Source organism: Rickettsiales bacterium, from assembly GCA_029252805.1.
Taxonomy (GTDB): Bacteria; Pseudomonadota; Alphaproteobacteria; order Rickettsiales; family JALZUV01; genus JALZUV01.
Window position 1 is genome coordinate 13486 of record JAQXAR010000006.1, and the last position, 12541, is coordinate 26026.

General features: G+C 47.0%; 11 protein-coding genes. All 11 read right to left on the reverse strand.

The window, feature by feature from the left end; translation table 11 throughout:
• Positions 1–40 precede the first annotated feature (40 nt).
• The 11 genes from P8P30_01365 to P8P30_01415 all read right to left on the reverse strand — a co-directional run bounded on the left by P8P30_01365 (position 41) and on the right by P8P30_01415 (position 12509).
• The gene (locus P8P30_01365) at positions 41–685 is read right to left on the reverse strand and encodes a sugar transferase (protein MDG1286194.1); all 645 of its coding nucleotides are present in this window, start codon (positions 683–685) and stop codon (positions 41–43) included.
• Positions 682–1851: a glycosyltransferase family 2 protein gene (locus tag P8P30_01370; protein ID MDG1286195.1), complete on the reverse strand. Its 1170-nt coding sequence runs from the start codon at positions 1849–1851 to the stop codon at positions 682–684. The genes P8P30_01365 and P8P30_01370 overlap by 4 nt, the downstream gene beginning before the upstream one ends.
• Complete coding sequence (locus P8P30_01375) at positions 1848–2957, reverse strand: glycosyltransferase (protein MDG1286196.1); 1110 nt, start codon at positions 2955–2957, stop codon at positions 1848–1850. The genes P8P30_01370 and P8P30_01375 overlap by 4 nt, the downstream gene beginning before the upstream one ends.
• Positions 2930–4561, reverse strand: coding sequence for a hypothetical protein (locus tag P8P30_01380; protein ID MDG1286197.1), 1632 nt, complete (start codon positions 4559–4561; stop codon positions 2930–2932). The genes P8P30_01375 and P8P30_01380 overlap by 28 nt, the downstream gene beginning before the upstream one ends.
• On the reverse strand, positions 4558–4884 hold the full coding sequence (locus P8P30_01385; GenBank protein ID MDG1286198.1) for a hypothetical protein: 327 nt from the start codon (positions 4882–4884) through the stop codon (positions 4558–4560). The genes P8P30_01380 and P8P30_01385 overlap by 4 nt, the downstream gene beginning before the upstream one ends.
• Positions 4881–6002 carry a glycosyltransferase gene (locus P8P30_01390; protein ID MDG1286199.1) on the reverse strand — a complete coding sequence of 374 codons (1122 nt, stop codon included), beginning with the start codon at positions 6000–6002 and terminating at the stop codon, positions 4881–4883. The genes P8P30_01385 and P8P30_01390 overlap by 4 nt, the downstream gene beginning before the upstream one ends.
• On the reverse strand, positions 5995–6690 hold the full coding sequence (locus tag P8P30_01395; GenBank protein MDG1286200.1) for an acyltransferase: 696 nt from the start codon (positions 6688–6690) through the stop codon (positions 5995–5997). The genes P8P30_01390 and P8P30_01395 overlap by 8 nt, the downstream gene beginning before the upstream one ends.
• Before the next feature lie 4 nt (positions 6691–6694).
• Positions 6695–8467 (reverse strand): glutamine--fructose-6-phosphate transaminase (isomerizing), encoded by a 1773-nt coding sequence (glmS, locus tag P8P30_01400; GenBank protein ID MDG1286201.1) that lies wholly within the window; start codon positions 8465–8467, stop codon positions 6695–6697.
• Positions 8468–8869: 402 nt separating this feature from the next.
• Complete coding sequence (locus tag P8P30_01405; GenBank protein MDG1286202.1) at positions 8870–9754, reverse strand: DUF1194 domain-containing protein; 885 nt, start codon at positions 9752–9754, stop codon at positions 8870–8872.
• A gap of 9 nt (positions 9755–9763) precedes the next feature.
• Positions 9764–11218 carry an O-antigen ligase family protein gene (locus P8P30_01410; GenBank protein ID MDG1286203.1) on the reverse strand — a complete coding sequence of 485 codons (1455 nt, stop codon included), beginning with the start codon at positions 11216–11218 and terminating at the stop codon, positions 9764–9766.
• A complete protein-coding gene (locus P8P30_01415) occupies positions 11205–12509 on the reverse strand; it encodes a lipopolysaccharide biosynthesis protein (GenBank protein MDG1286204.1) in 1305 nt (434 codons plus the stop codon). The genes P8P30_01410 and P8P30_01415 overlap by 14 nt, the downstream gene beginning before the upstream one ends.
• Positions 12510–12541: the final 32 nt, after the last annotated feature.

A 12541-nucleotide genomic window follows, 5' to 3' on the forward strand; every position in this document is an offset into this window, starting at 1 on the left:
TCTCATCCCTATAGGAGCAACGGCCATGCCAGTTTTGGTATTATTGGCCGCGACCATGCACCACGACGCTAATTGTCATCCATAAAATCGTGATATCGGCGCAAAATGCAGCCCATGTACTGTGTAGCATTAGAGCATAGGCGTGGTCGTATCCAACCTTGTTTCGGACATCCTCAATTGTCTCGTCATACCCTTGTAAAACCTGCGCATATCCTGTAACTCCGGGCTTTATTCCATAGGTGCGATCAGCATAAAGTGGGATGGCTTTTTCTAGCTTCTGATAGAAGCCTGGACGCTCTGGACGAGGACCAACCAAAGACATCTCGCCTTTGAGTACATTGAGCAGTTGTGGCACTTCATCAAGCCGTGTTTTACGCAGAAAATTTCCCACTTTGGTAATACGAGGATCATTTTGGGAAGCCCAGCGAGCTCCTTCTCTCTCTGCATCGACAACCATCGTGCGAAACTTAATTACCATGAATAACTTTGTATGATCATGGCAACGCTCGCCAATGCGTAATTGACGGAAAAAGACGGGGCCGGGTGAGTCCAATTTAACCATCAAAGCAATGATAGGCACTAAAGGAAGCAGCAATATACTCCCTAGCAGAGAGCAAACGATATCCATTACACGTTTCATACAAAGAGTGGAAAAAGCAAGGTAAGCGTAATGTGAATGGTTCATGTTGAAGTCTCCTGCCAGTGAAGTTGTTGCGGGGTAAAGAAATAGCGCCAGGTGCCGATCAGCCCGGCGAGGTGGCCAAGCACCAGATAGCGCAGGCTTGCCAGTTTTCCCTGTGTGGTGTTCAGCATGGTACTGAGTGCTGTCAGGGCATAAAGCAGCACCTGTGGTATAAAGAGTAGTAAGCTCCAGGAAGTGTTTAATGCAGCAATACCGCTGCCTATAAATGCGAAAATCATCAAATAAGGCATGATCGCTCGCAGAAACTTACCTGAAAAGAAAGACAGAGCCGTCATACCGTAGCGAGGGTGAAGCAGGTCTACCAGCAAACTACATTGCTGGATGTTACCGGCGCTCAGACGAATACGGCGGTGAAAATCGAAAGACTCCGGTGCTTGCTCCATTTCCACGGCGACAACCTCTTCGTCGTAGATCGCGCGATAGCCCTGCTTTACAATCTGCATCGGTAAAACGAAATCATCATTGATCGTTTGTGGGGGTAGGGGAGTATAGAGCTTGCGGCGAAATGCATAACAGGCCCCATGTGCACCGAGCACGTTTTCCAATTTGCTTTCGGCACGTTTAATGTGTTTTTGATAGCGCCAGTAAGCCTTTTCTCCGAGTGAACCAGGCTGCAAGAGACGATAGGTAGCGCAAACGACCCCAACACGCTCATCTTGGAACTGAGTGGCAATGCGCTTCAGACTATCAATAGAGAGCAAAGCGGAACAATCAGATAATACAATGATCGACTCTGTTGTGCCCTTTATAGCCTCTTCAACCACTCGCTGTTTACCTCTATTCTTCTTATGAATTTCCAGAAAGATGGGTAATCGGTCAAAGAGTGGATTTTTCAGAATATCACGTGCGATAGTCGTTGTGCCATCGCTACAACCATCACAAATCAGCTGGATACGCAGCTTCTGCGCAGGATAGTCCAGCATCGCGCAATTCCAGAGTTTTTCAGCGATAAACTCTGCTTCATTATAGATTGGAATGATGATGCATATCTCCGGTAGATTTGATATCTCCAACACAGAATTTGGGGAAGGGGTATCCGCTTTTTTGCGGGCAAGCAGCACTATCAGTATGGGCCAGATAAGGTGGTGATAGACAATCAACACAGCAGAAATCACTGCAATTACCCCACATATAATACTCATCATCATGATACGACTTCTTTTGCCTTTGGCGCACAAAGTGATTGGTAATGGGAAACCATTCGTTCCAGACTGAAATGATTCAGAATGAACGGTCGCGTTGATGTTGATGAGGTATGGTTTAAGCGCCGCTTAAAGGCATCCAGTAGTCCAGGTAAATCATTCGAAGTGAATAGTGTGCCAGCTTCGGGGGCAATAGCTTCTCGACAACTTCCCACGTTACTGGCAATCACCGGAACTCCCGTAGCCTGTGCTTCCAGCAGCGATAGCGGTAGCCCTTCCTGTAGCGAAGGAAGGCAAAACAGGTCCAATGCTTGATAGAAAGAAACCATATCACTGACATGCCCAAGGAAATGCACTTGGTCGGCAACATCTAGCACCGTGGCTTGATGCTTGAGTGATTCTTCTATACTACCACTTCCTGCGAGGGCAAGGTGGCATTCTTTAGGAAGTTGGCGCAGTGCTTGTAGCAGAAGTACGTGATTTTTGACTGGCTCTAACCGAGCGGCACAGCCAATTAACGTCGCTTTTCTAGGCAAGCGAAACATCTTGCGTGCCTTCTGTTTATCACCGGGAATAAAACGTGCCGTATCAATACCATTCATAATGATTTGGCTGTTGAGGAAGGGATAAAATACGTGCAGTTCATCCGCCACATGCTTACTATCGGCTACGACCTTCGGACGTAGCAATCGTAACAGTAGCTTCTGAAGACGGCGCGTGGGTGCATGGTGCAAGTGCCAACTATCATGCTCGGTGTGGATCAGCGTTTTAATACCCGCTAGCCGAGCAGCAAAACCGCCATAGAGCAGAGGGCCTATATGATGCGTATGCACGTTACTTACTTTCCGTCGACCTAGGAACCGGGCCAGCTTGAGAGTGGTCAGTAGGTGTATTCCTGGTGGTTTCTCCAGAAAGGTGAGCTGATCTGCATATTCGCGTAATTGTGGCCAATGCTGAAATGCTTCTTCGGCACTTCCTTCCAGACTGACCAGATGCATGAGATGTGTGCCATTCTGACTGCGTAAGAGCTCTAACGCTAGCATTTCGATGCCGCCGAGACGCAGATGTTGAACAATTTGTACGGTTAGCGGTAACGGTGAGTTCTGATCCATGAGAATGTTCCTTTCACGTAATGGTTTAGCTTGTGAGTTGGAATACGAGTTGCACTCTTTATCCAGTCTCTTACATTTCCGGACTGACTTCTTAAGGAGATGAAACATCTTTTGAAACGCCCCGGAGTGGCTGCAGTCTTTTCCAAATCAAATAGATGGATGGCTGGCTGAGGAGCCAAATTCATTAATACTGGTGCCCCTGCCAATTCTGCTAACTGATAGGGATAGCGAATCGTTGTATCGGCGGCATTTACCATGGCAGCCAGTGCACACCCCATCATTAATCCACCTAATGTGCCAATGATGGCAAATACGAATAATGGGGGCGTAATACGCTTGGGTGGCTGGAATGGTCGGTCGATAATTTTGACCCGTGTGGGTACCTCGAATTTGCTCAAATCTCCCGTGACACGAGCCATTTCGCTGCGGCGCATCATGTTCGTGTGCAATTCACGATGCACGGAGGCTTTGCGTTCCAGCCCCAATAGTTGGCGTTCTACTCCTCCAAAATTATGGACTTTCTCCTGTAATTCTTTTTCTGCCTGCTCCAGCACGATGATTTCTTCACGCAGGCTGGTAATGCGAGTGTGAGCCAGATCCATTTGCTCCATTTGCGATACGAGTAACGGTTGAGATTTATCGTTATCAACCGTGATATTCCAGACATGGTTGGTGCTAGCGACTTGTACTGCTTGATCCAATTGTGTCACATCCATTTCCAGCATACGATTACGTTCTTCCTGCAAGCGTTTTAAGGTGCGTTGCACTGCTTTTACCTTGCTATGCGCGCGGGTATAGCGTGCGCGCAATAGGGCCAGTTCACTGCTATAATGGATGATCTGTTCTTCCAGTTTTCCAATGATCGGGTTCGTCTGTACTAACCTTCCTTCCAGTGACTCTGCCGCACCTTCCGCTCCTGATAGCAAGCTGCGTTTTTCAGCTAGATCGGTTTGAATTTTTGCCAATCTTCCCACATTAGAGGCATGCAGCACGGGTAATTCCTGTGAATGTTCAGATTTAAACTCTGCAAGTGCATTTTCTGCTTCTGTTAGGGTTTTTTGACTTTTTTTCATTTCTTCCTTCAGGAATTTTTCGGAGTTGCTGAGTGATGTCCAGGCCGGAGTCAGCACTTTTTCGATAAAACGGCGAGCAACGGCATCTAATGTAATATTCATCGTTTCTGGATCCGTGTGGCGCACGCTGATTGTCACCAAATCATCTCCATCTAACGTTGCTTTCAATGTGGAGGAAACACGCTCCACTTCTCTGGCAATATCTTGTGGATCAGCATCTTCAGTAATAATACCTAAATCGGTCAGCACATTCACAAGCATATGGCGGCTATGCAGCAGAGCGTTGAGTGATTCCATTCGTTCCTTTAATCCGGTGCTGATAGAAATATCATCCATGAATGGGTTAATGCGAGAAGGCTCCTGAAATAGGATAGTTGTTTGCATTTCGTAGGTTTTGGGTAATATAAGCCCTACAATCAGAGCTAGTATTGGCATAATCAGCATGGGCCGGATAATCAGTTTCCGGCACCGCCAAGCGACTTCCAAAATGCGGTAGATAACACGTTCTACAATGATGGTATGATGTGTCATGGTGTACTTCCTTCCTGACTATCAGCGTATTTTAATGTTTGCTGCAACATGGATGAGACGGAAATTGCTCTCGATTCTTTTGGGATGTTAGATTGTGTCGGTAATGGCGGTGACCATACATTGACTGGTGCCTTCATAGCAGGTGCTGGTGCGGTGGGAATTGCAAGATCAGGCTTCAATAGGAAGCCACCTTCCGGTTTCACGTAGGACTCAACCTGCAACAGGGTTAATTGATGCTGTGGAATAAGATCATGAAGGGTTTGCGGCGAACAGCCTCCTAAAAAGAAGAGAAGTGCGACAAAGGTAATTTGTTGAGTTTTCATAACCATTTCTCCAGTTTTTCTGCACGTTGATTCCAGTCTTCCCATTGTACTGCCTGCTGTCTTTGGTGCTGACCTGCATCGCCTTCCTTCAGAGCTTCCTGCAGACAGGTAACGAAACCTTCCGGCGAGTCTGCGATATGCAGCAAGGATTGATAGGGCTCGATGGCAGGAAATTGCGTTGTCACAATCGGTTTGCCGAGTGCCAGATATTCGTAAAGTTTGAGTGGGTTGCAGTGGCGAATCTGCTCATTATCTGCAAAAGGCATCAATAATATGTCGCAATGACTGGCATAGGCCACCAATTCATCATGTGGCTTGGGTCCGGTGAAAATGATGTTATCCTGTTTTTTGAGCACCTGAACATCGGCCTTAATGTTACCAATAAGGATAAAATCCCATTCGGGTAGTTGTTGTGCGGCGAAAGCAATCCAATCTAGGCGTACCCATGAGGCGATAGAACCGTAGAAACAGGCACGTTTACGCGTTTTCTGTAACTCTAGAGGACAAGGTGAGGGACGGATAAATAACTCAATATCAACCCCATGCGGCAGATAAAGTCGTTTCTCGTGCGGCATCCGAGAATGCAGTGACTCGCTTGCTGAAATAACGAGATCAGCCTGTTGAATTAATTCTTGCTCCATGACTGCGATGGCCTGATGGTCGACCCCCTCGAGGGCAGAGAAATCATCGCCGCAATAATAGAGGGTACGTATCATTTCTGGGCAAATGGCATCGACGGCCGAAGGCAAAGAGGTCCATAAGACAGGTTGCTGTAGAGCGTAATAACCGATTAGTTTACGTAACTGACGTGTTAGCAGGAATCGATTAATGGTGCGTACTGACTGTGAATTCGGGAAAGGTAGAGCGAAAGGTTGCAGTACCGGGAATGGCGTGACATCGCCAGATGTGGATGGGGGAGAAGACTTAAGGCGCGCCGTCAGCATTGTCATGGCTTTGCGGGCTATTCTTATAATATCCGATAATTTCAGATGCGGGGCACGTAATCCGATAGAGTTCAACCAGATGATGCGATGGTTTTCGGCTAACCGGTTCATCAGATGCTGTGTCGAGCTGGGATGCACGCCGTAATCTTCGCCAAATACGATAATATCAGTCATTTTCGACCTCCTTAACGATACGAGCGGGAACACCGGCAGCAACCACGCCAGCTGGAATATCTTTTGTCACGACGCTTCCAGCACCGATAATACTGCCTTTGCCAATACGAACACCGGCCAGAACCGTTACCCCCGTTGCGAGCCAGACACCTTCTTCCAGCACGATATCGCCGATTTGTTCTTCTGTGCAGGGCAGACCAGCAGCACGATCTTCATCATCCAGTGGATGTCCGGGGTAACCGGCCAGAAATACATTGCCACTGAGGCGCACATGATCTTGCAATTCTACTTTGGTACCGACGGCAATCGTGGTTTGCCAACCAATATCGCAATTATCACCAACGACCAGAATTGGGTTCTTGCTGGCTGGCCTTCCAGAAAGTGTACTTCTGCCGGAGATGCGGCATCCGTTTCCGAGCTTAATTTGTAATGACCCCATGATAAAAGGTAAGCCGCTATAAAGGTAGAGCTGTTGACAAGGCCTTGCCAACCGTGCCTGAAACAAAGGCGTGTAGTAGAAAATGCGGACCAATTCTGTCCATAGGGTGCGTGTTCCTACATGCAGGTGATAGAGCATAATTTGCAGGGGTCTGATCGAAGGTATGCCACTGCGAGCGAGGCGATATATCAGGGCTGCGATTGGATCATTCCCTGTGCGAACCCATTGTTTTAATAAATAAATACTCATGATTCTACTCCACCGTTACCGATTTTGCGAGATTGCGTGGGGAATCCACATCCAATCCTTTTTCGATGGCCATATGCACAGCGAGTAACTGACCCAGAACGACAAACAGCAAAGCCGTGATCGACTCCGATGCATCGGGTACCGTAATCCATGTTGCTTTATCCATTTGCTGTGGGGCAGATACATTACTGACAATGACCAATTCGGCACCGCGGGCAGATACTTCCTCTGCATTTGAAAGAATTTTCTCATATTGTGCGGAGGCGTAGGGTGCACAAATCCATACGGGAGTTCCTGATTCGATCAGAGCGATCGGGCCATGCTTTAACTCGCCAGCAGCATATGCTTCGGCTTGGAGATAACTGAGTTCTTTAACTTTTAATGCTGCTTCTAGCGCGGCGGCATAGCCATTTCCTCGTCCAAGAAAAAGTATATTGTTTTTCTCATATATTCCAGATACATAGCGCTTAATAAGAGGTTCTAGCAATAAAGTTTGCTGAATCAATTCCGGTAGCTGCTTTAAAAGGCGACGTTCCTCACGAGTATCGTGTCCAACGATTTCAGCTTGAATGACTGCGGCCTTTAGCAGCGTTACCACTTGGCCCGTAAAGCTTTTCGTGGCAGCCACACCGACTTCTTTACCCACATGGGTGAACCAGACTTCATCAGCCTTACGGGCAATCTGAGAATGCGCAGTATTGGTTAGACCAATGGTTGGTATTTTTTGCGATTGCAAATAATGTAAGGCTGAAATCGTATCGGCCGTCTCTCCGGATTGAGAGACACAAATTGCTACACTCTCCGGTATAAAAGAGGGCGGGTAATAACGAAATTCAGAGGCAATATGCAAACTGACCGGTAGATGAAGCATTTGCTCAAATGCGTATTTGGCGAGTGAGGCTGCATAGTAAGATGATCCGCAAGCCACGATATGTAATTGGGAAGCTTGTGCTAGTAGTGAGGTATCCAATGGTGTTTCGAGCGTTTCTCGAATCACATCTGGCTGTTGGAAAATCTCCTTTTGCGTATAGGTAGAGTAACCACTGCGTAGAATATCTTGAACGCAGTGTCCTGCTTTACCCCACGGGATTGTTTTTTCGGTAAGATTTCGATCGTAAAGCTCGACCTCTCCGGCACGTAATACGGCAATCTCATTCTGCTCTAAGTGATAGATATCGCCGGCATAATTTGCCATGGCTGCCTGATCAGAGCTAAGATAGGCGCCCACATCGCTGCGCCCGATGACCAGTGGGCTATGATGACTGGTGGCAAACATCGTATCGGGCAATGTTTCAAAAACGATGGCCAGTGCAAAGCTGCCTCTTAGTTGCTTGACCACCCGTGCAATTGCTTCTTTTGGAGTATCACCTGCATTGCAAGCATCCGAAATCAAATGGGGAATAACTTCACTATCGGCCTCCGATTGAAATTGATGCCCCTTGGCCGATAATCTTTCCTTGAGAAACTGATAATTCTCAATAATTCCATTATGGGCGATCGCCACTCCTAGGTGATGGTGCGGTTGGGCATTGGCTTCATTAGGCTCACCATGAGTTGCCCAGCGCGTATGCCCAATACCGACATGACCCGGAAGTAGTGTATCAGCCAGCATTTCTTCCAATGCGGCGATTTTACCTTTTTGCTTTGCAACTTTTAAATCTGTGTCAACGACTGCAATACCAGAAGAATCATAACCCCGATATTCTAGCCGTTTGAGCATGGTGATGAGATGTGGTTGAACATCTGTACCATTGGCAACTCCGACGATTCCGCACATAACTAACTCCTTTTTTTGTGAATGGTTCTAATAAAGTAGGAGCAATGCTCGTGCCATAGTTAATATATTGTTATTGCTTAATAAAATATGATTATTAAGAAGGGATATAAGCAAAATGGGAAGGCCTTTTCCCAGAATGGGAGTCGGCGCAGTGTGGATTGCTGTCTGAAGTTATCTGCTCGGGTAGGAGAAAAATCTGCAGAGCTTCTGAAGTACATGATTGTGCTTGGTTAATTTGTTTTATTCGTAGAGAGGATTGTCATTGGCGAGCCATAATGAGATAGAATTATTTAGCAGGAAGTTATCAAACAATTCTCGAAACACTGTTACGTCGCCCGTGGCAACGTTCAAACAATCTTGCGAGCATGTGACTGCTGTGCAAAGAGTGAGGCAGAAGAGTCTTTAACATAATCTTCTCCAGTAGAGTGATTTTTGCTGATTCAACCAGACAAACAACAACATAATCAGTCCCGCTAATCCGCCACCCGCTATGGGCACAGGGGCAGTATCAATCGGGTTGGATGGAGTCGCTTCTATCGGAATATATCCGCCCTCAATTTCGGCGCTCAATTTAGTGACCAACGCATTCTCAAAATCTTCAAATCCATCTGCGGCAATGACAAAGGCATTTTCTCCTCCGGTAACGTTGGTGGAGTACCATTCTGTTAAAGTCTGGCCTCCAGATAGACCATAGGTTCCTTCCAACGTAATACCGTTGATGGTGGTAATGCCCCCTGCCAGCGCGACATCACGCTGTGTGGCAGTATCCAATCCACTGAAAAATGAATAATCTCCGTAAAGATAATCATATCCATAACCATCACCGGAAATATCAATCACATTGCGTGTGCCGTTAAAACCGTTTGTCGCAAACAGGTTGCTGCCGAAATCAATGCCTTCGGCAACATAGGTTGCATTGCTATAAGCGCGGTTCATATTTTCCAATGTTGATGCATAGCTGAAAATGCTGTCGACACTATCCAGCAATGTCCAGTCGGTCATTGACTTCTGTTGGTTTTGTCCAGACCACATCACCGTCTGCACGGCAATATTGCCATAAGTGTCGCCAGAATTATCCAGAATAATATCCATAACAGATTGATTGCGAAAGGCATCCGCATAACCGCCCATCATCAAGTTATATTCACTACTGCTTACGCTACCGGAAACATCGACTAATAGCTGCAACTCCACATCAACATCTTGCGCATAGGTAGTTGTGGTATGCAGTATCATTATTGTAGCAATCGATGCAGGGGTAATGAAGTTTTTGGGTATGTTCGTCATAAATTCCTCCTATTGGGTTAATGGTGTGAAAGTAGGGGTAATGGGTTGCCTTTCTGAAAGAGGGTGTGCATTTACCACAGACTGTTTCAGCGTGTGTTGATGAATTCGTACGGCAGCAACCGTCAGTGCGAGTAAAATATAAACGGGCCAGGTGAAGCCTTGCGTTAGAAAAGTGCCAGAGACGATGAAGGATAAAATACCGGCCAATAACGCTTCCGATGTGATGGAAAGGCTGAGCGCCTGAGCATCTTCTCCTTTAGCATGGAGAGTATCCATGTGCAATTTGCGTGCGGCACGCAATAATTGCCAAATCATCGCAACAAAAAGACCAAACCCTATAAATCCGGTTTCGGCCATTACGCCAAACCAAGTGGAGTGTACGGCATGGTTTTTATTGTCCCAAAAATCGGAATAGAAAAAGAAATTAGCATAAAAATTATCCAAACCAACGCCGGTTAACGGATTATAGAGTGCCATTTTGAAGGCAGCGAACCAGGCATATAGACGAATATTGGCTGACTCATCTAAGCCCGCTTCTTGGGCGCCACCGGAGATACGATCTGTAATTCCAGCCATGGTAAATAATGCTAATAAGGCGATGATTCCTCCGGTTATGAGTAGTGTTTTAGACCTGACTCGGAACCATGCTAGGACAAACATCACGGTCGCCACTCCCAGCAGTCCACCTCGACTTTGCGTATAGAGGATAGCGAGTAAAATAATGCCAGTGCCAAAGAGCCCAACAAAGCGATCGACCCAGCGTACTCCCCAGCGCATCGCCAGTGTGATAGCAAAACTGAAAGGAAATAATAAGGTAAGTGCGAGGTCATTTGGGTCGCCCAGAATGCTGCCCAATTCACGGCTGATCGTCACTCGTGTACCTTCGACCAATCCAATTCCCTGTAGCTTATTTGCGATAGTCACTAATGCCACTGCTATACCTGCCAATACAATCAACCGGCTAACCCAGCGCAATTGGCGCGGTGTTTGTGTCAGGTAGGTGATAATCAGAACCATGATGGCGATTTTTACATAGATACCGCTCCAATAGGCAAAGGCGAGCCCACGGTTTTCGGCTAAAAGGGTCCCCATTGTGCAATAGAGGAAAAATAAGGAAAAGCAGGTCAGTTCCGGAGTCCAGAACAGCTTGATGCGCTTTTGTAGCAGTAATAGTCCAAAGCTGGAAATGGCTCCCAGTGAGAGTAATTTCGGGATATGAAATGGCATCAGGAGTGGAAAAGCCTCATGCAGCCGGAAGAAAGAGAATAGCACGAATCCCATCGCAAGGAGGAAGGGCAGTTGTAGCCCCATAATCATACTTAGCGGTAAAAGGAGTAATACCATCAGATAGAGAGGTTCACCCGTGGCATAAAGCACTCCCAATGAGGCTAGGCACCAGAGCCACATTAATCCAGAGAGAATCGTCGAACTACCCCCAGAGATTACCGTATTAGGAGAGGTCATGACAGTACCTCCTGAACATTAAGGGGTTCCCACACAGTGATGCAATGCCTCGAAGATAGGGAATAGGAATGCGGCGTTGACTGAGAGAGAGAAACAATATGAAGCGTATTGCGAAAGCGAGATAGGTCGCACCCACTGCGCCTGAAACACCATAAGAAGGTATAAGTAACAGGTAGCCAGCGAGTGCTATCACGGCACTGGCGATGTTAATGGCGCTAGGCATCCACCCTGTTTTCCCGGCATAAACACCGATATTCATAAGATTGGTAATAGCATGCAGCGCCGCGATACCGCATAACAGAGGCACCCAGTCACCGGCGTCGTGATAAGATGCAGGGGTTAGCCAGATAATCAACCAAGGTGCGGTGAGTGATACGATCATTGCCGCAGCGGTAATATATCCCACCCCCAGCATGACGCTGCGTGCACTACGCAAAGCACCGTCTGTTTCTTTCAACATTTTGAATCGACGCGGGAACCACCACATATTGAAAGGTTCAGCCATCAGTGCGACCATCAGTGCAAATTTTCCGGCTAGTGCATAATGCGCGAGCGCTTCCTGACCCACGGCAGGTGCGAGTAGAAAGCGATCAAAACTTCCCAATAGGCAGCAAGCGAGAGCGCCTAATATCAAGGGTAAGTTATAGGGTAAAATTTGCTTTAATTCTGGCCAATATAGGCGGATAGACGTATCACGATATTGCAATAGACACAGGATGACGCATAGCAGCAAATCCGCCGCCAACCCTGCCATTAAAATTCCCATCACGCCGTAGCCTTTGTGTAGGGCCGCCCAGATTAATCCGGCTTGCAGAAGTGCTTTTCCTCCAAATAACAAACAATATCGAGTGATGTGATTCTGCATTCGTAGCCACGCCAGAGGCACTTGAATGGTAGCGGTAAGCGAGAGGGTAACTAGCAGAATTCGTAACTCTATTTCTATGATTGATTCTGGCAATAAAGACAGCAATAACGGTACAGTAAGCTGCCCAATAAGGAGACCGGAGATTGCCAAACACAGACATAATCCAAAAATGGAAGCCGCTTTTGCTTGTGATTCCTTCTCAGAATCAGCGCTTCCGGCAAAACGAAATAGCGCATCCACCAGACTAAATCCCAATAATATGCCTCCCATATCGGCAATAGCCACCATCAGCTCTAATCGACCATATTCCATGACGGGTAGAGCATGGGTAATCACCGGTAGCATTAAAAGCGAAATGCCCTTACCCAATGCAATGACCAGCGCATAACAGGCGGCATGGTTGATATGGCGATAGAATCTACGCATCGTGCCCCCTCCCTATAGCGGTTGTTCTTTTT

What these genes read in the sequence shown, in the direction of transcription:
- glmS (MDG1286201.1), bottom strand. Translation starts at nt 8,467, where the DNA reads ATGTGCGGAATCGTCGGAGTTGCCAATGGTACAGATGTTCAACCACAT.
- P8P30_01405 (MDG1286202.1), bottom strand. Translation starts at nt 9,754, where the DNA reads ATGACGAACATACCCAAAAACTTCATTACCCCTGCATCGATTGCTACA.
- P8P30_01380 (MDG1286197.1), bottom strand. Translation starts at nt 4,561, where the DNA reads ATGACACATCATACCATCATTGTAGAACGTGTTATCTACCGCATTTTG.
- P8P30_01375 (MDG1286196.1), bottom strand. Translation starts at nt 2,957, where the DNA reads ATGGATCAGAACTCACCGTTACCGCTAACCGTACAAATTGTTCAACAT.
- P8P30_01415 (MDG1286204.1), bottom strand. Translation starts at nt 12,509, where the DNA reads ATGCGTAGATTCTATCGCCATATCAACCATGCCGCCTGTTATGCGCTG.
- P8P30_01385 (MDG1286198.1), bottom strand. Translation starts at nt 4,884, where the DNA reads ATGAAAACTCAACAAATTACCTTTGTCGCACTTCTCTTCTTTTTAGGA.
- P8P30_01365 (MDG1286194.1), bottom strand. Translation starts at nt 685, where the DNA reads ATGAACCATTCACATTACGCTTACCTTGCTTTTTCCACTCTTTGTATG.
- P8P30_01370 (MDG1286195.1), bottom strand. Translation starts at nt 1,851, where the DNA reads ATGATGATGAGTATTATATGTGGGGTAATTGCAGTGATTTCTGCTGTG.
- P8P30_01395 (MDG1286200.1), bottom strand. Translation starts at nt 6,690, where the DNA reads ATGAGTATTTATTTATTAAAACAATGGGTTCGCACAGGGAATGATCCA.
- P8P30_01390 (MDG1286199.1), bottom strand. Translation starts at nt 6,002, where the DNA reads ATGACTGATATTATCGTATTTGGCGAAGATTACGGCGTGCATCCCAGC.
- P8P30_01410 (MDG1286203.1), bottom strand. Translation starts at nt 11,218, where the DNA reads ATGACCTCTCCTAATACGGTAATCTCTGGGGGTAGTTCGACGATTCTC.